The 19,413-nt window shown below is 46.0% G+C and carries 18 protein-coding genes; 10 read left to right on the plus strand and 8 right to left on the minus strand.

The features are described from left to right. Positions 1 to 5: 5 nt before the first annotated feature. Positions 6 to 596: a PilZ domain-containing protein gene (locus KO518_RS12710; protein WP_216026185.1), complete on the minus strand. Its 591-nt coding sequence runs from the start codon at positions 594 to 596 to the stop codon at positions 6 to 8. A 150-nt stretch (positions 597 to 746) separates the two neighbouring features. Here KO518_RS12710 and KO518_RS12715 point away from each other — a divergent pair, with 150 nt between their 5' ends. Continuing rightward, a complete protein-coding gene (locus KO518_RS12715) occupies positions 747 to 1,943 on the plus strand; it encodes a lipoprotein-releasing ABC transporter permease subunit (protein WP_216026186.1) in 1,197 nt (398 codons plus the stop codon). Between the two features lie 129 nt (positions 1,944 to 2,072). Then, on the plus strand, positions 2,073 to 2,645 hold the full coding sequence (locus tag KO518_RS12720) for a phosphoribosyltransferase (protein WP_216026187.1): 573 nt from the start codon (positions 2,073 to 2,075) through the stop codon (positions 2,643 to 2,645). A gap of 60 nt (positions 2,646 to 2,705) precedes the next feature. Here the strand turns inward: KO518_RS12720 and KO518_RS12725 are convergent, their stop codons facing one another. From KO518_RS12725 to KO518_RS12735, 3 genes are all read right to left on the minus strand, one after another. Beyond that, complete coding sequence (locus KO518_RS12725) at positions 2,706 to 3,350, minus strand: energy-coupling factor ABC transporter permease (protein ID WP_216026188.1); 645 nt, start codon at positions 3,348 to 3,350, stop codon at positions 2,706 to 2,708. A gap of 12 nt (positions 3,351 to 3,362) precedes the next feature. Continuing rightward, entirely contained in the window at positions 3,363 to 4,172 is an 810-nt protein-coding gene (gene xthA / locus KO518_RS12730) for an exodeoxyribonuclease III (RefSeq protein ID WP_216026189.1), read from the minus strand. 66 nt (positions 4,173 to 4,238) lie between these two features. Further along, positions 4,239 to 4,823 carry a hypothetical protein gene (locus KO518_RS12735; protein ID WP_216026190.1) on the minus strand — a complete coding sequence of 195 codons (585 nt, stop codon included), beginning with the start codon at positions 4,821 to 4,823 and terminating at the stop codon, positions 4,239 to 4,241. A 73-nt stretch (positions 4,824 to 4,896) separates the two neighbouring features. Here KO518_RS12735 and KO518_RS12740 point away from each other — a divergent pair, with 73 nt between their 5' ends. Both KO518_RS12740 and KO518_RS12745 read left to right on the plus strand, forming a co-directional pair. Beyond that, complete coding sequence (locus KO518_RS12740) at positions 4,897 to 7,467, plus strand: HWE histidine kinase domain-containing protein (RefSeq protein WP_216026191.1); 2,571 nt, start codon at positions 4,897 to 4,899, stop codon at positions 7,465 to 7,467. Positions 7,468 to 7,485: 18 nt separating this feature from the next. Continuing rightward, positions 7,486 to 9,861 (plus strand): diguanylate cyclase domain-containing protein, encoded by a 2,376-nt coding sequence (locus KO518_RS12745; protein WP_216026192.1) that lies wholly within the window; start codon positions 7,486 to 7,488, stop codon positions 9,859 to 9,861. Here KO518_RS12745 and KO518_RS12750 read toward each other — a convergent pair. Continuing rightward, positions 9,858 to 11,237, minus strand: a complete 1,380-nt coding sequence (locus KO518_RS12750; protein WP_216026193.1) for a hypothetical protein — start codon at positions 11,235 to 11,237, stop codon at positions 9,858 to 9,860. The two genes, KO518_RS12745 and KO518_RS12750, sit on opposite strands and share 4 nt — an antisense overlap. Before the next feature lie 63 nt (positions 11,238 to 11,300). On the opposite strand from KO518_RS12750, the gene KO518_RS12755 reads away from it, so the two are divergent. Together KO518_RS12755 and KO518_RS12760 are read left to right on the plus strand one after the other, a co-directional pair. Beyond that, the gene (locus KO518_RS12755; protein ID WP_216026194.1) at positions 11,301 to 11,699 is read left to right on the plus strand and encodes a DUF2750 domain-containing protein; all 399 of its coding nucleotides are present in this window, start codon (positions 11,301 to 11,303) and stop codon (positions 11,697 to 11,699) included. Next, positions 11,696 to 12,091, plus strand: a complete 396-nt coding sequence (locus KO518_RS12760) for a SufE family protein (RefSeq protein ID WP_216026195.1) — start codon at positions 11,696 to 11,698, stop codon at positions 12,089 to 12,091. The genes KO518_RS12755 and KO518_RS12760 overlap by 4 nt, the downstream gene beginning before the upstream one ends. Positions 12,092 to 12,140: 49 nt before the next feature. Here the strand turns inward: KO518_RS12760 and KO518_RS12765 are convergent, their stop codons facing one another. Then, positions 12,141 to 13,379: a glycosyltransferase gene (locus tag KO518_RS12765; protein ID WP_252736113.1), complete on the minus strand. Its 1,239-nt coding sequence runs from the start codon at positions 13,377 to 13,379 to the stop codon at positions 12,141 to 12,143. A gap of 374 nt (positions 13,380 to 13,753) precedes the next feature. Here KO518_RS12765 and KO518_RS12770 point away from each other — a divergent pair, with 374 nt between their 5' ends. Beyond that, the gene (locus tag KO518_RS12770) at positions 13,754 to 14,599 is read left to right on the plus strand and encodes an HDOD domain-containing protein (RefSeq protein ID WP_216026196.1); all 846 of its coding nucleotides are present in this window, start codon (positions 13,754 to 13,756) and stop codon (positions 14,597 to 14,599) included. Between the two features lie 45 nt (positions 14,600 to 14,644). Here the strand turns inward: KO518_RS12770 and KO518_RS12775 are convergent, their stop codons facing one another. Beyond that, entirely contained in the window at positions 14,645 to 15,460 is an 816-nt protein-coding gene (locus KO518_RS12775; protein WP_216026197.1) for an acyl-CoA thioesterase II, read from the minus strand. Positions 15,461 to 15,618: 158 nt separating this feature from the next. Between KO518_RS12775 and KO518_RS12780 the strand changes: the two genes are divergently transcribed. Continuing rightward, positions 15,619 to 16,416: an alpha/beta fold hydrolase gene (locus KO518_RS12780; RefSeq protein WP_216026198.1), complete on the plus strand. Its 798-nt coding sequence runs from the start codon at positions 15,619 to 15,621 to the stop codon at positions 16,414 to 16,416. Here KO518_RS12780 and glgC read toward each other — a convergent pair. Next, positions 16,407 to 17,678, minus strand: a complete 1,272-nt coding sequence (gene glgC, locus KO518_RS12785) for a glucose-1-phosphate adenylyltransferase (RefSeq protein WP_216026199.1) — start codon at positions 17,676 to 17,678, stop codon at positions 16,407 to 16,409. The genes KO518_RS12780 and glgC overlap by 10 nt on opposite strands. 137 nt (positions 17,679 to 17,815) lie before the next feature. Between glgC and KO518_RS12790 the strand changes: the two genes are divergently transcribed. Beyond that, positions 17,816 to 18,799, plus strand: coding sequence for a nucleoside hydrolase (locus tag KO518_RS12790; protein WP_216026200.1), 984 nt, complete (start codon positions 17,816 to 17,818; stop codon positions 18,797 to 18,799). A 37-nt stretch (positions 18,800 to 18,836) separates the two neighbouring features. Then, positions 18,837 to 19,370: an SRPBCC family protein gene (locus KO518_RS12795; protein WP_216026201.1), complete on the plus strand. Its 534-nt coding sequence runs from the start codon at positions 18,837 to 18,839 to the stop codon at positions 19,368 to 19,370. Positions 19,371 to 19,413: the final 43 nt, after the last annotated feature.

A 19,413-nucleotide genomic window follows, 5' to 3' on the forward strand; every position in this document is an offset into this window, starting at 1 on the left:
TAGACTTAACGCTTTTCCTGGGCACGTTGTCTGAGCTGTTGGGTTTGCAGGTGTAAGCTGGCGCGAACCAACAATTCCTGATCCTGTTCCCGAATGCTGCGAAAAATAAAGGCTATATGGTAGCTATCTTCTTGCTGCTGGCAAGCAATAACTTCACCGAAGCAAAACACCGCAGCAGCTTCTTCAGTGAGAAACAATTTGAGTTCTGCAATGCTGCCCATTTCAATGGGGTGTGCAGCTGCTACCACCACACCACCGCCGCCAAATTTAACAGAGGAAAAGCGGTATTTCTCATCATCCTGCTGCTGCAAGATGTAAGACATCATGAGGTCTATTTTTCTGGCCTGGTGATTGAGGTAATCTGTAAGGGCGGCAGCCTGATCGCCGAGGTTTCGCAATGGACGAAGCGCCTGGGCTTCGATGGCAGCCATTTCACCGGCTATGCGAAACGCATAAGGCATGACGCTTTCTAGTTCCTTAGGTGGTGGAACGTGAGCGTCCTGGCCAACGAGATTTACATTCACAGGAATATCATGGCCAATCATGAAAAATTCGTCGAATTGTGCCTGTTTATCTGCCAGAGTTAGCTTGTCCATAAATTACCTGCTACATCAATCTTGTACGTCACTTAGCTTACACGTAGTATAACGACTTTACTATTGCGGCAAACCTCAATCACAGGTTTACCTTAAATCGCATTTTATTTTAGCCGTTCTTTTCGCCCTTAATACTGTTTGTGAGTCTTCATGTTTCAACCCGTCTCTGCTTTTTTAGCGCTTCGTTACGCCACGGCAGACAAACAAAATAGTTTCGTCTCTTTTATCAACCTTTTTTCGGTGGCGGGTATTGCGCTCGGATTGATGTCACTGATTATCGTTTTGTCTGTTATGAACGGCTTTGAAGGACAGTTAAAAAAGAGAATTTTAGGTATTGTACCGCAAATTGTGGCTCACGCTGAGCCCCACGAGATTGATGAAACCCAATTTCCTGGGGTTTACGGAAAAATGGCTTATGCTGAAACAGAAGGGGTAATACAGGCCCAAACTGGGTTACGAGGTATGCGTATCCAGGGTATCGTACCGACGTCCATGGAAAACAGTATTGTTGCTGATAATATGGTTACCGGCAGTTTAGGCACTTTAACTCCTGGTAGTTTTAATGTCGTCATTGGCCGTGCGCTGGCAGTACAACTGGATATCCGGGTTGGTGACAGATTGCGGCTTATGGTGGCGGGAGCCAGTATATATACACCCCTGGGGCGTATTCCCAGCCAGCGTTTAGTCACTGTTTCCGGGGTTTATTCCGTGGGATCGCAAATGGACGACAAGGTCATTTTCATGGCCTTAGACGATTTAAAGCGGCTGATGCGACTGGCATCGGATTCACCGTCTGATACCCGCCTATTCCTTGAAGACGCGTTCAACTATCAGGAGGTGGTGTTACAACTTGACCGTGCAGGCGTTGCCAGTGACAACTGGCGCGAACGCCAAGGGCCTTTGTTCGATGCAGTTAAGATGGAAAAAAACATGATGTTCATGATGCTGTTGCTGGTGATTGCAGTGGCAGCGTTTAACATCGTTTCGGCCCTTGTTATGGTGGTTACGGAAAAACAAGGGGATATTGCAATATTGCAAACCCAGGGTATGGCGCCGGGTTACGTGATGCTGGTCTTTGTGTTAAATGGTATTTTCAACGGTGTGAAAGGCGCCCTTGTGGGGCTAGTGTTAGGGGTGGGTGTGACGCTGCAACTCAATAACGTTCTGGATCTTGTGCACATCAATCTCGCGTTGTCCGCTGACGGCCATGGTATCCCTATTGATCTTCGTTGGCACCAAGTGGTGACCGTTACGCTGTTCTCGCTGGCGCTGTGTCTGGTGGCGAGTATATATCCCGCTTACCGCGCAATGAAAGTACAACCAGCCTCTGCGCTGCAAAACGATTAGCACGAAAAAACAAACCTGACAGGCATGGCAATATGTAAACAGAGCCTGACCAATTGGTTAAATAAGCGTGCAATAATGGGTAAATTTCTCTATACTCGCGCCTTTAAAACGGGCGGCCGGAAAGACGATATGAATAAAAACTTTATTACCTCTCAATCTTTACTTGAAGATGCATTCAGATTGGCTGCCATGGTTTATGAAGACGGTTTTAGACCTGATTTTATCATTGGTATATGGCGCGGTGGTGCACCTATAGGTATCGCGGTGCAGGAATTTTTTGAATTTAAAAACACCTCGACCGATCACATTGCGGTGAGAACTTCTTCGTACTATGGCATTAATAAACAGTCGAAAGAAATACGTGTTCACGGTTTGCACTATTTGGTAGAAAATGCCAATGCCGAAGATAAGCTATTGATCGTGGATGATGTATTTGACTCGGGCCGCAGCGTGGACGCGTTAATAAAGCAAGTGAAAAAGCTTATGCGCCTGAATATGCCTAAAGATATTCGCATTGCGTGTCCCTGGTATAAACCGCAGAATAATAAGACTGACATAAAGCCAGACTATTTCGTTAATCAGAGTGATGAATGGCTGGTATTCCCCCACGAGATTGCGGGTTTGAGCGAAGAAGAAATTCGCGAAGGCAAAACAGAACTAGCCAGTGTAATGGACGTGTTGTTTGATAAAAAGCCTGAATAGGGAAAGTGGCTCGAGGGGCACTCTCAGTGGGTGCCTTAACTGAGACTGCCCAGACAAGTTCTACTTTCCTGAGATGTAAAACTTGTCGTGGAAAGTGAATACCCATTGGGGTTTGTACACCACCAGTAGCGTCATCGTCATTCCGTTAAGCAAACCTTCAGGGAAGAGCAAAAGTGGTATGAGGATAAGATAGTTATCGCGCACAGTTGCCCAGTCGTAAATACCTTCGGTCCAATAAACCGTTGCAAGAAGGCTCATCTTCAATGCAATAACCAGGGCGCCTGGTAAAAAAGCACACACAAAAATATACACAAAGACGTTTCGGGAAATGCGATGGAATGCAGTTATAAATATCAAATAAGTGACTGATATAGGCATAAGCACACCCACTAATCCGTTTACACCCATCATTTCCCAGCTATCAGCTCCGGCTAATGTGGTACCAAGCAGCGCAACGCTTCCGGCCATGCAGGCCCAGCGAAATCCCAGTGTCAAAACCAGTGCTGAAAGCCATAGAAAATGGACACTGAGGCCAGTGTAAATACCCGCTCGAAATATCCACAGAAAGAAAACAATGGCTGTGAAACCAAAAATAACGTGCTGCCGTGCCTTGTCGCTGAGCAGCGCTGACCAAGACAACGATTTAACAATCCGAAGCAACACAATGGCATAAGCGAATACGCAGCATGTTTGGATAGTGGTCACAGTCGCCCCTGTTTAAATATCGTATGTGGCCCAAATCGGGGCGTGATCTGACGGTTTTTCGATACCGCGAAGTTCATAATCTATGCCAGTCTCAACAAGCTTACTGTGAACGCTTTCAGTGGCAAGGATGTGATCAATGCGCAGACCACGGTTATCATTGAACCCTTTAGAGCGATAATCGAACCAGCTAAATTTATCATCTGTATCAGGGTTTTGTGCCCTAAAACTATCGGTAAGTCCCCAGTTGTAAAGTGTTGTAATCCATTCTCTTTCTTCAGGCAGGAATGAACATTTACCGGTTCTAAGCCAGCGTTTTTTATTATCTTCTCCAATGCCGATGTCTTTGTCTTGCGGAGAAATATTGAGATCCCCCATGATCACCACATTATCATCTGGAGTGTGGTGTTCAGCCAAATAACCCATTAGATCCGCATAGAACTTACGTTTTGCAGGATACTTCGTTTCGTGCTTTTCGTTTTCTCCCTGAGGAAAATAGCCGTTGAGAATACGTACAGGCTTACCCTGTTTGTCGGCAAGGGTGACCATAATCATACGTCGTTGTGCATCTTCATCGTCGGTGGGGAAACCCAGTTGTACATCAACGGGCGCCTGTTTGGTAAGCATGGCTACACCATAGTGACTTTTTTGACCGTGATAGAAAACGTGATAGCCCAGCTCTTTGACTGCTTCGAGGGGGAACTGTTCATTGTGCACTTTGATTTCCTGTAATCCAATGACATCGGGTTGGTGCTTTTCCACTAGTGCAGCGAGTTGATGCAGGCGAGCTCTGATGCCGTTGATATTAAACGATACAATTTTCATACAATAATACCTTTACTTTAAACTGTGGTTTCGTTGTTCGTATAGTGGTGAATAATTAAGACTTTTTCATTCACTGGGCCAATGTAACCGTGCCGTATTCATCAATCCGGTGAACAATTGGTTGGCAAACAGGCTTGTTAGGTGAATATCAACCTGCCTGCTACCTGCATAATCGGTAGCCTGCTCTCGAAAAGATGACCAATTCGCGCCTACATTCGTCATGATGGTGTAGTAGCTGATGGGGAAGTGTGGGTACTCTTTTTTCATCCAGCGAGCAATAATGCTGGCCCCCACGGAGGAGCCTATCCAGACATAGGCACATGCCAATTGTGATTCTGGGTTCACGGGCATAGTACTGCACGCAAGTGACGGGGTTAAAGAGGGGGATGACGCTAACGCTTTGATATCTTCTATCAGGGCGTGGTGCACACTGTCTATTTTAGCCTGTATCTGTATGGATTCAGGCAGACCTTGTACGAACGGTGTCGCATAAGTATGAAAAGCCAGTAAAGTGTGCAGGCTTGCTGAATAACTTTGCGATGTGAAAGTCTCTTTATTCATTTGCTGGGAAAACGGATAAGTGTTTTCGAGCGCTTTGTGAGAATCCGCGGTATCTTCTTTTAAATAAGAAAATAGTTTATTTATATTCATCAATTGGTTGTTCTGATATTCTGAGATCTAATAAATCCGATGGTACATCATACCCCAATCAGAGGCGCCATTCATGACAAACCGCGGTGAAATCGTCCCAGAGAATGAGGTTGATTTAACGACTTGTGACAAGGAACCGATACATTTGCCAGGCAGTGTTCAGTCATTCGGTTTTTTGCTGGCACTGCAGCCTGACTGGTTGATTGCGTACTGCTCTGAGAATACGCCTTATTATTTGGGCAATGAGTGGCAGCAGGTACTTGGTGAGCCACTAAAAAACTGGTTTGACCGCAAAACCATGCACGATATGCGTTCGGCGTTGCAGTCAGCAATGATTACCCAACGAAACGAGCGATTGTTCAACAGGAACATTGTTGTTTCGGGGAAAAATGTAGACATTTCGATTCATCACAACGGCGAGTACATTGTGGTGGAATGTGAAGAGGTACACAACGGTTATGAGGACCCGGAACACTTTGTAAGATCATTGCTAACACAATTTTACCGCGCCAACGATAGCAGTCATCTTATTGAAATGGTGGCACAACAAATTCAACTCATCAGCGGCTACGATCGCGTCATGGTATACCGGTTTTTACCGGATGGCGCTGGTGAAGTTATAGCGGAAAGCAAACGCTTTGAATTAGAATCCTTTCTCGGCCTTCGTTACCCGGCTTCGGATATCCCAAAACAAGCGCGGGCACTGTATATAAAAAACCTGCTCAGAGTTATTGGTAACGTCGAAGATACAGTGGTTCCAATTCAACCTGCAAACCAGAATAAAACGCAACCGTTAGATTTGTCATTCTCTACGTTGAGAGCCGTGTCTCCAATCCACATTGAGTACCTTAAAAATATGGGTGTAAATGCCTCCATGTCTATTTCCATTGTGGTAAACGGAAAGTTGTGGGGCTTGTTTGCCTGCCATCACTACAGCGAGAAAATACCGTCGTATTTTATGCGAACGGAACTTGAAATGTTCGCTGAGGTTTTTGCGTTGGAGTTATCTTCCAGGTTGGCGAGGGAAAAAGAAGTGGAGCGAACTCGCGCGCGAAATGTTCACAATCAAATGATAGCGACGATGCCTTCCGATGGCGCGTTAAAAGATATTATTGCTACCCAATTTGCCGTTTTGCGTAATCTCATTTCTTGCGATGGCATATGTGTCGTGGTTGATGGCCAAGCGAAAAGTGACGGAGCAACTTTAAGTGAGGAACTGTTATTCGTACTCTGCCGAAAACTCAATGGACTGGCGCCCAGTGAGGTGGCACCAATAGAAACTCTGGCTGCATTCATTGACGGCTATCAGACCGAAGCTCACGGAATTGCAGGAGTACTGGCTATTCCCCTGTCAAAAAGTCCAAGAGATTATTTGTTGTTCTTCAGAAAACCGCAAACAAAAACGGTAAATTGGGCAGGAAACCCGCAAAAGCCAGTAGCAGTGGGGCCCAACGGAGCCCGGTTATTGCCCAGAAGTAGTTTTGAATTGTGGAAGCAAACTCACAGCGACAGTTGCCACGAATGGACTGAGCAAACATTACAAGATGCAGAGTCATTGAGGATCACCTTGCTAGAAGTGATTATCAGACATGCCCACGAGCGTGATGATCTCATGTTACAGGCGAGCAGAAAACACGAGGTTCTAATCTCTGAGCTCAACCATCGGGTACGCAATATCTTAAATCTGGTAAATGCCATCGTAGCGCAAACAGAACAGCAGGACAGATCGTTAAGTGAATTTGTTGAGGTGCTCACCGGCAGACTTGTGGCCCTTGCTTCTGCACACGATCAGTTAACCGCCTCTGAATGGGCAGAAGTGTCTTTTCGTAGAATGCTCGAAACGGAAATACAAGCTTATATCAATGTTAATAGCGCAATTCAGTTGGATGGCGATGATGTGCTGATTTCCCCCTATGCGGCAACGCCACTGGTGCTGGTTATGCACGAGATGTTCACCAATGCCGCCAAGTATGGCGCTTTGTCTGCTTGTGAAAAAAAAGGTACGGTGTATGTGCGTTGGCACATCAGTGAGAAAAGCGAGCTCGTCATTGAATGGCAAGAGCGGGGTGGACCCCCCGTATCCCTGCCCGAAAGAGAAAACTTTGGACTTACGATGATTAAGAGCGTTTTACCTCATGAATTAGGTGGGCGTGCAGATATCGCATTTGAACCTCCAGGCCTAAAGGCAACATTTACCGTTCCATATCGCTTTTTACTCATTAATCAGGCGGCCTCAAAATCTCCTCCAGAAAAGGTTCACCCTGACGAAGAAACATCCACCGTGTTGCCTAAAGAAGCTATTGTTGTGGAAGACAGTTTAGTTATTGCCCTGGATATGCAAAAAAAGCTCAGGAGAATGCACATTGATAATGTTAGTATTGCCGGTAGTTTAGGGGCAGCCCGGCAGTACTTTGAAAAACGTACACCTGGTTTGGCACTTTTTGATGTGCACCTTGGAAGAGAAACCACGTACGAATTAATCAGCGAAGTACGCGGTAAAGGCGTGCCAGTGGTTATTGTCAGTGGTTACGGAAAAGCACTGCTTCTTCCAGATTCATTCGACAATACGCCCGTACTAACCAAACCCGTTTCTGACTCAGTGCTAAAAGAAACGCTGTCCCAGTTGTTCAAATCAGCAATCTGACAGAGCTTGCGGAGAAATATGAGTTTATTAACCAATAAGTGTGTTTTAATTGTCGAAGACACGACCATTGCCGCAACGTATTTGGCCAGAGAGCTTACCGAAATGGGCGCTGATGTTGTGGGGCTTGCGCGTACTGAATCGCAGGCCGTTGAAATGGCAAACGCGCTGCAACCACAACTCATTTTGATGGATATCCATCTCGGTGAAGGCGGTAACGGTATAAGTGCTGCGAAAAAAATCAGAAGTCAACACCATATACCGCTTATTTACACCACATCTTTTTCCGACGATAGCGTGCTATCTGATGCGCTTGATACATCTCCTTATGGATATATTGTCAAGCCTTTTGACCACAAAACCATTAAGGTTAGTTGTGAAACTGCCCTCAAGCGCTTTGAATTAGAAATGTCGTTGCAAGGGGCAGAGGCGCGCTTCAGGTTAGCCGCTGAAGCGGCGGATGCTGGTATCTTTGCCCTGGATGAGAGTGGTCATTATTTTACTTACACTGGCGCAGCGAGCTTGAAAAATCGCTTGGGTGGAGGAACACAAACCAGTGTGGACCAATTTTGGTCGCTCTTTGACGAGAAAGATAGAACCGACGTTTTAGCGGCCATGAAATCGCAAACGTGTCTGCGGAAAACGATACGCATAGCAGATGACGGGGCAGGAAACACCTGCTGGCTTGATATTCTTTTTTCAGGCATCTCTATCGCCGATGAGCGGGTAACCATTGGCGCAGTAGTCGATGTAACTGAGCAGCAACAAAGCAGCAGAAAACTACAGCTATCGAGCATTATTTTGGACCAGTTAGCTAAAGGCGTAGCGGTGCTTGACGCTTCTCATCGCATCATTCAGTGGAATCGCGCGCTTTACCAAATGTTGGGTTGTGAGGACGAAAAATCCAAGCCGTTGACCTTAGCGGATATGGGGGTGCCTGTTTCCCTTGTTGAATCTAGTGTCGAGGCCACGAGGTCAGTAGTTCAGCGGCACAAGTTGTCGCTACGCAAAAAAAACAATGTTGTTTTTCCTGCATTCGTCACAGTGTCCAGGCTAGAGGAAGCGGGATCCAATGACGCCTTTGTGATTACCATATCCGATTTATCTGAATTACAAAACGCAGAGCGCAAGCTTAAAAATCTTGCTTTTAGTGATGGGCTAACGGGCGCAGGAAATCGCCAGTATCTTAGTTTGCTTCTCAAAGATGATGTGTTTACTCAAACGATCAACAGCTTGGTTTTTATCGATATCGATAACTTTTCTCAAGTCAATGAATTGTATGGCCATGGAGTGGGTGATGCGTTACTGGTGGCTTGTGCAACCCGCATAGAAAGATCAATTCAAGAAGTAAATATACTTATTCGTCAGGGCGGCGACAAATTCGTGGTGTTGATCCAGGACGATACAGATGTTGCGGATTTGTCTTCGCAATTACTCAATGAACTGACGTTACCCTGCACAATTGAGGGGCATCCTATCGCTGTAACGGCAAGCATTGGTTATGCTAAGGCTGTTGACGACCAATCTTGTGAAAACTTACTAAAATGCGCAGATATTGCCCTTTTCGAGGCAAAACGAAAAGGCAAAAACAGGGCAGTGGCCTTTTCGCAGGAGCAACCCGCCCCCTCAGAGTACCGCCTGGCATTTGAAAGTGAAATTAGAACCGCACTTGCCAACGATGAGATTTGCACCTTATTTCGCCCTGTTTTTAGTCGTGATGAAAAGCTAACAGGGTTGGAGGCGAGGTTTTCCTATAAGGGAAAAACCATTCAGAACACCGCTGTGTTAAACACGGAAGCTGGTAGTGTAGGATTGCAAAACCCCTTGTGGATGACCATGCTAAGGGAGTTGTGTATAGCAAGTAAATTGCTCAGTACCAATGGTCTTCAACATGTAAAACTCTTTGTTGATAGTGAGTTACTTAACATACGCTCACCTGCCATTGCCGAACAGTTTGCCACTTTCATTGAAGATTTCCATGTGCCTGCATCTCAGTTTGTGCTTGGAATTAATCCACACGACCATGGTGAATACAGAGGTAACCTGATCATTCGTACACTACATGCGCGCGGGTTCAAGTTATATCTTTCCCCGTTTGCGCAAGATGCGATTTCACTGAAATTTCTTCAGGAAGAAAGTGTCTTTGCCGTTAAATTAGACGTTGATTTGTTGGCAGAGCAGTGGGGAAACAGTGACAGGAAAATGCTATGTGCTATTGCCAATTTTGCTCGCGCAATGGAAAAAGAATTAATTTTAGACGGCGTTAACACACCTGTCACTCTGCAACTCGTCAGTACTTTGGATGTCGATTATTTTCTGGGGCGACATTTTGGGCTAACCAAATCCCTCACTGAGATCATTAATAGTCGAACCTGGTACGGTAAAAAAATTAGTTAGGTCGCAATTCTACTCGTTACATAACTGTGCGCTGATTCGTCAATCAGCGCAATGTCAGGAACAGAAAAGGCTTCTGGACACGTCATTGATTCGAGGAATTTATGTAAGGCCTGTGTATCGCTGCTGGTGATGGCAAAGGTACAGGCTTTGTGGTCAACCTCCAAATAAACCGGGCTGTTGTGTGGGAGACCCGAATATTTCGTGATTGTGGTTACGAGGCTAATTCCTTTGTAGCAAGCGTCAACAAACTCGGCGATGTTGTCAAAATTGGCAACGTAAACCCGCCATGGAAACCGGACGACGGTAACCGGCAACGCGCAGTCGCGCAATTGTTCGACACTTAACCATTGCGACATGCTGTAATAATTAAAACTCAAATGTTCTGATGAACAGTATCCAGGCATATAGCGGGCAACATCAGGGGCTGAAATAGTTGTTTTCAGTGTGTCCATGCCTTTGAATACAGATTGAAAGCGCGGTACCTTGTCCACATACATGGTAATCGGAAATTGGTCGTATATATCTTCTTCTCCTTGCCCTGTGGTGTGAACGACAAACAGGTTTTGTTGAATGCCGTGTTTAGCGGTGAACACGTAAATATAGTCCTGAACAATCGATTCACTGCTCTGTGCCACAGGTTTTACGATACCTAACGCAAGGTTGTGAATGGTATTCAGACTTTCCATATATTTTTCCAACAGAACTATTAAATCGATTCTCGCAGGTGTCTCTTTCAAGACGGAGGCTCTGAAATCGCCAGGGCCACCAAGATAATCACGATCGATAAAAGCGCTGAGACAAAACGTTCGCGAGATTTCTGTCTCGTCTGTTATTTCGCTGACAATGTGCACGGCGTGAACACTCAGACCATTGTAGGATACATAGTCATAAAGACATTCCATAAAGCGGTAGCTAAAACTTCGTTTATATTCCGTTTCCATTTGTGCGGTAACTTCGTGAACTTTGAGCCTGTCGTGTGGCAAGCAGGATTGGATGTGCCGCTTGAGTTGGGCTGTATAAGTTCTTGCGCTCAATACGTAGTTGTTCACACAGGCATTCACTCGATGACTGGCTTGAAGTAATTCCTCTTTATTTGCACCAGATATGTACTTATCCATCAGGGCAAGGAGCGCTTCTGTAATTAACCTGAGATTCGCTTCTACAAGATAAAATTTATGATGGATGGCGTGAACCGCTGATAAGCGTTTGCGAGCCCGTTTTAAATCCTTAAATTGCTCTTCCTCCAAAAGAAGGCTTTTACCGTGAAGTGGAGAAACGATGTGGTATTCCGAAACCATATTTTTAGGTACCAAGTCAGGGATAGCGCAAAGGGTACCACGGCCTGTGTCCTCTCTGAAACGGATTTCACTTTTCATCGAGCGATGTGTTTTCACCGTTTCGTTGATATACTCCGCTCATTGCCTACAAAAGAGAATACTATGTTTCCACAAACCCTTTCTGCCAAACTTTCAGATGTGGTCATCAGTCAGGCTATAAGCCTCAGTGCTGAAGAGCGACAGGAATTATTTCTTCAATATGTGGTTAAATCTAACGAGGTTTGGCTCGCCCAGGGCGGTGACGGGTTTGTGATGATTGAACAAGGCGATCAACTGTGTCTGCCCGTGTGGCCCCATACCGACCTTGTCTCTACGTGGCAGGGGCTTCCCGGTGATTGTCATGCTCGCGCCGTTCCCACGCAGACTTTTTCAGAGGTATGGTTGCCGGGCCTTGCGAAAAACAATACAGCAATTGTTATTTTCCCCTTGCGAGAAGACGACGCAGGAATAAAAATTACGGCGACTGAATTATTGGAAAGTTTACAGGAAGAAGGGCAGTGAGTGACACTTTGCAACCTTTGGCCGAGGCTGTTAAACGTGCAAAAGGGTGGGACCAAACCTTACGAGCGGTTATGTTGGCAGGAAAGCATTTAAGATCTTTACCGTCGCCATTTCACACAGCGCAATTTTTGGTGCCGGGTTGTCAGAGTAACGTCTGGTTGAGACAAGACCCTGACACAGGGGTATTCCAAGCTTGGTCCGACGCAAAAGTCATGCGGGGAGTACTGGCGCTTCTCATGGAGTATACCGAGTCTGTAAGGTCAGAAATAACCCAATCGGCTGTACAGCAATATCTGTCTGAGCTTCATCTGGATAGGGTGCTCACCACCTCCCGAGCAAACGGTATAAATACTGTGGTAGCTCGATTGTGTGAAGCCAGACGAATACCATAGAAGCTGGGCAAACATTTATGGTAGTAATAGACTGCCCAGCCTGCGCGGTTTAGTTTGACAGTCGGTTTTTAGCTTCAATCCACTGACTCATGTATTGGGTGGATCGCAGCGTGTGGTGCCATAGCAATCCTTGCATAAACAGGTCAGCTCGCCATTGGTCAAGGTTACTCAGTGCCGCTTCGAGTGCGTCGTGAAGTTGACTTGCATTTTTATCATTGTCAAATTGTGACGCTAGCACTTCCTCGCCGTGCTTTTTTGCTGCTAACCAGACTGCTTCATTGGTGTACAAGTCGACTGCGCTATTAACGAAGTCTCTGTCCGAGTCTACAACGCTCCCCGGCCAATTTGCTTCATCTGTGATACCCTCTGCGCCAATGCGTGTGGTGACCGAAGGCGTATCGCATTGCATGGCAAGCACCAACTTGCCTTTTATCCCCGCACCGAACCGAAGTGGTGCGAGCATTACCCGATGGCTGGCAACGGTGTTTGCGGCGTTTTCGGTCCATCCATGTACTCGAAAGCCTGTTTTGGGATTATCCATCGCCATGGCCTTTTTAGGGGGATAAGCGCCGTAAATGTTAAGGGTGGTATGGGAGAGCTTTTTCCTGATTGACGGCCACAAACGTTGCAGTTCGATTACTGCGTCCCAATTGGGGGCATGGCGAAAGTTTCCAATAAATACAAAATCGCGTTTATGTGTAAAGTCTGGTAATGATATTGGCTCGCTACCCAAAAATAGTGGCAGGAGGCACAACTGTTTAGACGGAACCTGATAAACCTCTTGCAGGAGCGTCAATTCCACGGAAGAAATGACCAGCGTGAGATCACTGCGCAAGATAGCGGCAACTTCCCGATGAGCCTTGTCAGAATTGACTGGACAGTTAAGGCAAATTGCTTTGCCTGCCTTCACACTTTCCATTCTACTCGCCCGTAAACTGTGGAGATCTTCCGTATTTAACACTCTTAAAGCGCCAGGACATTGCTGCCGCACTCTGGCGCTAAATTGCTCTTCTGTCATAAACCGGTCGAAAATAACAACGTCAGGGGATAGTGCGTGAATTCTTCTGTCGAAGGTATCACAATTCAGTGTGATTGGTTCGAAACTAAACAACGGATGTTCAACGGTATCAACATACGGCGAATCGTTGCAGGCACTCATGAATATGACGCGCCATTGACGTGCCAAAAAGCTGGAAATTATCCCCATCATGTTTTGACCTGCCGCAGAAGAATTAGATTCCGGCCATACGCTGCCTATAATCACCACTTCACGAATTGCTTCAGACATTAAACCGCATTTCTCAAATAAGTTCTCAGGAGGACACATAGTAACAAATTCATAAGACAATCGCTTTTGTGAATAAGTCTTGTTTTTACGTATGTTTTTTTATTCTTTTGTGTACAGACAGCTTAGGGATAAGTGCCATTTTCTGATATTCTTTTACACTAGATGTTGCCATTGCAGGGTACAGACAATTACAGATCCGCATAAAAGTAATATTCGGTTGGCAGGAGTTGTGTTAATAGCCTATATAGTTAGAAGACATAAAGCGGAATAGCGTCAGCCCTATGGCAAATAATCATTGTGAATATAGCCATTTAATACAATGTGAAACAGCGTAGACAACGTTCTTATCAGCGTGAGTGGTGGAGTAAGAAGTAATGAATGTACATGACATTGCAGACAAAGCCAGTGACATATTTGTTTTACCCGATGCCGTCATTCGTTTAAAAGAGTGTATGGATGACAGTGCCGCCAGTATTGACGATATCGCAGAAATAATCGCATTTGACCCAGGGCTGACTTCCCAAATGCTGAAAGTTGCCAATAGCGCGCTATATCGCTTTCCAAATAAAATTGAGACCATTAGCAAAGCCCTGCAGGTTATCGGTACCCGTTCAGCCTATGACTTAGCCCTCGCGTACGGAATTACTCACGCTTTTAGTGAGGTCGATTCAAAAATTATAGATTTGGACAAGTTCTGGGAACAAAGTGTCAGCTGTGCGTTACTTGCAAAGTACTTTGCTGAATCCCTGCGTATTCGGGAGCCTGAGCGTCTGTTTGTTTGTGGTTTGCTTCACAACGTCGGTGAGCTTGTTGTGGTGTCGTTACTGCCCCACGATGCCAAGCGATGTATGGCATTTAATACCAGGGTTAGTCCAGCAGAGTTACAGCAGGCCATACTGGGATTTACCTATGCAGAGCTCTCTGCTGCACTAGTAAAAAGATGGGGGATCCCCGATGCCATCATCCGGCCGGTATCGTTGATACACGATACTGATAGTGGTGTTGAAGATGAAGATATCAGAATACTGCAGTTGTCCTATGTATTGGCTTTAGATAATGTGAACCCGGAAGTGTATCCGAGTTACAACAACCTTTCCCCGGCCCTCCATGAGTGTTTGGCGCTGAACCGAGAAGACCTCGAAGATGCTCTGGACATTACCAATCTGCAATGCATTAGTGTTATGTCGTTATTTAACCCCAACGCATTCATGCTCTATTAAAACGCCCTTTTGCCGTTTTCAACTGCTCGGCAAAAAAGCAGTGATTTAATCGAAAACCGCGACGGTTTGCCGGCTTATGGCAACGACGTCATTGTGACGATTCCAGATGGTGGCTTCGGTGTGTCCATAACCACCGGCTGCCTGACGGGTATTTACCTGATAAGCAAACCAGTCTTCTCCACTAACAGGGTGATGAGGATGGATGAACTCCAGGTTCCAGCTTACAGTACTGGCAGGTGCAGGCCACCTAAGCATTTGCAGCAAGGTGGGAGGCCAAGCATCTATCATGGCAATCAGGTGAGCGTCTGTCATTTCAACGGGTGCCTTTTTGTAGCGCATAAATCCGTGGTAACAACTGGTGCTCTTGTTCGTGAACGGCAGGCTTCCCTCTGCAATAGACAAGTCGAAGTGTTGGAAAAACTTTGGTGTTACCTTGGGAATTTGAGGGATGTATTTAGCTTTCAAAGGCCACTGCATGCCATGGGTGTCCGTGTTATCCACTCGTACTTTCGATTTTCTCGCCATGCCAAAACAAGCCTGGCTGAATACACAAACATGATCATTTTGCATAATTTGCGCAGTGTAATGTGAAACACTTTTCCCTGTTCTCAAGCAACAAACTACAATGGTGAACGGTTGGTCTGCTTGAAGCGGACCAATAAAGTTAGTGGTGAAAGAACGAAGTTTCCGTTCGTCGGTGACCTTGGTCGCGATTGCCTGATAAGCCATGGCCGCGGAAATTCCACCAAACGCGGTGCGCCCCTGAGTCCAATCTTTGGGAATGACTAACGCGTCACTTTGCCATGTCGTTTCACTAATTGCAGACATTTCTGGCGATCTAAGAAGTTCATCTACATGCATAACTGTTCTGGTCGGATGAGTTTTGGTGTATGCTATCAGAGTTTTTGGCAAGAGCCAATTTGTAACCACCGTGTTACCGGTTTTTTTGATAAAACGCCAGGCGAATCCTAAAGCCGTGCTGAGTATTTGAAGATCACACTCGATGAGATGAAGCAATTATGCCCATAGTTCATTTTGCCCACGCCAACGGTTTCCCCGCGCAAAGCTATGCGGCACTGTTTGATGCTTTGCCTAAAACGTGGACCGTATTGGCGAAACCTAAGTTTGGACATCATCCTAATTACACCGTTGCGGGAAATTGGACGCAGCAGGTAGAAGAACTAGCACATTTTTTAGCTGACCAGGTCAACAATGAACCGGTTTGGCTTGTAGGGCACTCGTTTGGGGCTGTGTTGTCATTTATGATGGCTTGTCGTTATCCTCATCGAGTACTTGGTCTGATTATGCTCGACCCGCCCATTGTGTATGGTTTCAGTCGCCACGTTGTAAAGCTGGCGAAGTTGTTCGGAATGATGGACAAGATTACACCGTCTAAACTCGCTAAAATTCGCCGCACCTGTTGGTCAAAACACGACAATGTGGAAGCGTATTTCGCTGTTAAACCATTGTTTAAAAATATGGATAAACGGTGTATACGCGATTACATTAAAAGTGCGACTTCGATTGAGGGGGATGACAGAAAGCTTACCTTTAAACGAGACATAGAGGCCGATATTTTCAGACACTTTCCCCACAACCTGCATACCTTTAAGGGGCGCTTGCATTGTCCAGCACTACTTGTACAGGCTAAGCAATCTTCGGTGACTAAGGAAGCCGATTTGCGCAAATTCCTCAGGGACAATTCGATTACACGAACGTTCTTTGATGGTGGGCATATGTTTCCACTGGAACAACCTGAGCGTGTAGCGGATGTGATTTCCGCAACGCTCAGGACCTGGGAGCAGAGCTATCGCTGACGGAAACCTACTGGCATACCCAGCATTTCACGTGTAACTAACACTACGCCCTTTTCCGATACTCGGAATCCACGGGCGCGATCTTCATCGTGGTTGTAGCCGATGACTGTACCTTCCGGAACAACACAACCGCGGTCAATGACGACCTTTTTAAGTTTACAGTGACGCATTATTTCCACGTCCGGTAATATCACCGCCTCTTCAATGGTGCTGTATGAGTGCAGTCGTACGTTGGAAAAGCACAAGCTTCGTCGCAGAGTTGAGCCAGAAATAATACAACCGCCAGACACCACGGAATTAATCGCTTCACCTCTTCGACCATCTTCGTCCCAAACGAATTTAGCGGGTGGAAGTTGTTCCTGGTAGGTCCAAATTGGCCACTTTCTGTCATAAAGGTTAAGCTGAGGGACAGGTGCTACCATTTCCATATTGGCTTCCCAGAAAGAGTCAATAGTACCTACGTCCCGCCAGTACGCTTCTTCGTCACCGGAATTTTCGAATGGGTAAGCAAAAACATCGTGGTCTTCAATAATTGAAGGGATAATATCTTTACCAAAATCACGTTGAGACCCCGTTGTTTTTGCATCCCTTTGAAGTTGTTCAAACAAAAATTCAGTATCGAAAATATAATTACCCATAGAAGCCAGGCAGCGGGAATCATCTCCGGGCTGTGGTGTGGGGTTTAGAGGTTTTTCTTCAAAGCCCAGTATGCGCATATCTTTGTCTACCGACATCACGCCAAATGCGCCAGCGGCTTCTTCAATTGGCACAGACATACACGACACTGTCATTCTGGCTCCACTTTCAACATGCCGAGCAAGCATAGGGCCATAGTCCATACGATAAATATGGTCACCGGACAAAATCATCACGTATTTGGGTAATTCGTCCCGGATGATGTCAATATTTTGAAATACCGCATCAGCGGTACCTTCGTACCAGGAATCGGAAAAGCGCTGAGACGCGGGTAGGATCTCTACCGATTCTGCCAGTTCTTTTTTAAAGTGCCCCCAGCCCCTGACAAGGTGCCTGATTAACGAGTGAGATTTGTATTGTGTGACAACACCGATACGTCGAATGCCCGAATTAACACAATTAGACAGAGGAAAATCGATGATGCGGAATTTACCACCAAAATATAAGGCTGGCTTCGCCCGCCAGGTAGTCAGTTCATGCAGTCTGGACCCTTTTCCTCCGGCCAGGATAAGCGCGTAGGTATCACGGGTAAGATTACTGATATAGCGTGAACTGTTATCAGCCATGTTATTTCTCCATGTGAAAGCACGATACCACTGTGCCTGAGATGTAAAAAATTTCTTAAACCATTTAGACTTACGGATCTGAAATGATAATTACCATCTTACACAAGATTATTCGTAAAACCAGATAAGGATAACGAATGCAAAAAAATAATGATCGCACCGCTGTCATTTTTGACCACGATGGCGGCATAGATGATTTACTTTCCTTGGTATTGTTACTGAGCATGGATCATGTTGACGTTTTAGGCGTCACTATTACTCCCGCAGATTGCTATCCCGACGACGCATTATTAAGCACGTTGAAAATACTGTCATTAACGGGAAACCAGAGTATTCCCGTTGCCGTTGGTAACAAAGTAGGACCAAATCCATTTCCACCAGATTGGCGGGCGCAACCGCGAGTGTGTCATAGTATGCCTGCGATGCTGCGTGTCGAGGAAACACGGGGCAATGTCAGTGCGTTGCCTGCAGATGAGTGGATGGTTCATTTTCTGAAGCAGTCTGCCGTTTCAGTAACCGTGTTGATGACAGGTCCCTGTACCAACCTGGCTCATGCACTGGATGCTTGCCCATCTATTGCTGAGAAAATTGACAGGGTTGTCTGGATGGGGGGGGCAGTAGACGTGAAGGGCAATGTGGCCATGCACGACCACGACGGTACTGCAGAGTGGAACGCATATTGGGATCCGTTGGCCACACATCAACTTATTAGCAGCGGTGTTAGTGTGCTTATGGTGCCCTTGGACGCTACAAATGCACTGCCTGTGAACAGGGCATTTTTGACACAGTTAGCGAAGGTTGGCACAGAGGTTTCTGATTTAGCTGGACAGTTTTGGGCCGCCACCGTGACAGCCATTCCCGCCTATGAATTCACGTATTTTTTATGGGATATTCTCGCCACGGCGGTGATGGGTCTTCCCTCATCGGCGATTACTGTAACATCGGGCTCTATTGCTGTCAGTGTTCAAACGCCCAATGCAGGTGAGACTTATCGCGCTGCGAATGGAGAAGGAAACACAGTTCAGTGGGTCAGTAGCGTTGATGCGGATCTGGTACGAAACTACGTAATCTCTCAATTTTCACGACCGTTTAGTGCATTTACTGCTGAAAATGTAAGTTAATTGTTTTATATTTGTTGTTAAATTTGGAGGGTTAAGCATGGTTTGGTTAAAGCGTTCAATTATATTCCTTACAATCCTGATTGTAGGGTTGCTGGCTATCGGCCTGGTTTTGCCCTCTGATTATCACGTGGAACGGCAAGTGGTCATTCAGGCGAAACCCGGGGACATTTATCCCAGCGTGGTAGATTTAAAAGCCTGGCCTAAATGGGGCGTGTGGTTTAAAAGGGATCCAAACATGCAGGTTACTTATTCCGGTCCCGATAGAGCTATTGGAATGGCATCTTCGTGGGTGAGTGAAACGCAGGGCAGTGGTGAGATGGAGATCACGGATTTAAAATACAATCGAAAAGTAACGTACCGTCTCTATTTTCCCGATTTCGACATGAGTTCAACCGGTGAGGTTACCCTAGAGGACGTAGAAGAAGGCACGCTGGTGACTTGGTCGGACGCAGGTGATATGGGTTTAAACCCCGTAAACCGCTATATGGCTTTGATGATCGATGGCATGATTGGGCCCGATTTTGAAATGGGGTTAGAAAATTTGAAGACGGTAGTGGAAAACCAGCAATAGCAACACGTATCCGGGGTATGAACACTATTTTTTAAAAGGGGAA

It is taken from the genome of Aestuariibacter sp. A3R04, from assembly GCF_018860805.1.
In the GTDB taxonomy this organism is placed as follows: domain Bacteria; phylum Pseudomonadota; class Gammaproteobacteria; order Enterobacterales; family Alteromonadaceae; genus Alteromonas.

Excerpts from the sequence above, each read along its gene's own strand:
- KO518_RS12710 (WP_216026185.1), bottom strand. The coding sequence starts at position 596 with ATGGACAAGCTAACTCTGGCAGATAAACAGGCACAATTCGACGAATTT.
- KO518_RS12715 (WP_216026186.1), top strand. The coding sequence starts at position 747 with ATGTTTCAACCCGTCTCTGCTTTTTTAGCGCTTCGTTACGCCACGGCA.
- KO518_RS12720 (WP_216026187.1), top strand. The coding sequence starts at position 2,073 with ATGAATAAAAACTTTATTACCTCTCAATCTTTACTTGAAGATGCATTC.
- xthA (WP_216026189.1), bottom strand. The coding sequence starts at position 4,172 with ATGAAAATTGTATCGTTTAATATCAACGGCATCAGAGCTCGCCTGCAT.
- KO518_RS12735 (WP_216026190.1), bottom strand. The coding sequence starts at position 4,823 with ATGAATATAAATAAACTATTTTCTTATTTAAAAGAAGATACCGCGGAT.
- KO518_RS12740 (WP_216026191.1), top strand. The coding sequence starts at position 4,897 with ATGACAAACCGCGGTGAAATCGTCCCAGAGAATGAGGTTGATTTAACG.
- KO518_RS12745 (WP_216026192.1), top strand. The coding sequence starts at position 7,486 with ATGAGTTTATTAACCAATAAGTGTGTTTTAATTGTCGAAGACACGACC.
- KO518_RS12750 (WP_216026193.1), bottom strand. The coding sequence starts at position 11,237 with ATGAAAAGTGAAATCCGTTTCAGAGAGGACACAGGCCGTGGTACCCTT.
- KO518_RS12755 (WP_216026194.1), top strand. The coding sequence starts at position 11,301 with ATGTTTCCACAAACCCTTTCTGCCAAACTTTCAGATGTGGTCATCAGT.
- KO518_RS12765 (WP_252736113.1), bottom strand. The coding sequence starts at position 13,379 with ATGTCTGAAGCAATTCGTGAAGTGGTGATTATAGGCAGCGTATGGCCG.
- KO518_RS12770 (WP_216026196.1), top strand. The coding sequence starts at position 13,754 with ATGAATGTACATGACATTGCAGACAAAGCCAGTGACATATTTGTTTTA.
- KO518_RS12775 (WP_216026197.1), bottom strand. The coding sequence starts at position 15,460 with ATGCATGTAGATGAACTTCTTAGATCGCCAGAAATGTCTGCAATTAGT.
- KO518_RS12780 (WP_216026198.1), top strand. The coding sequence starts at position 15,619 with ATGCCCATAGTTCATTTTGCCCACGCCAACGGTTTCCCCGCGCAAAGC.
- glgC (WP_216026199.1), bottom strand. The coding sequence starts at position 17,678 with ATGGCTGATAACAGTTCACGCTATATCAGTAATCTTACCCGTGATACC.
- KO518_RS12790 (WP_216026200.1), top strand. The coding sequence starts at position 17,816 with ATGCAAAAAAATAATGATCGCACCGCTGTCATTTTTGACCACGATGGC.
- KO518_RS12795 (WP_216026201.1), top strand. The coding sequence starts at position 18,837 with ATGGTTTGGTTAAAGCGTTCAATTATATTCCTTACAATCCTGATTGTA.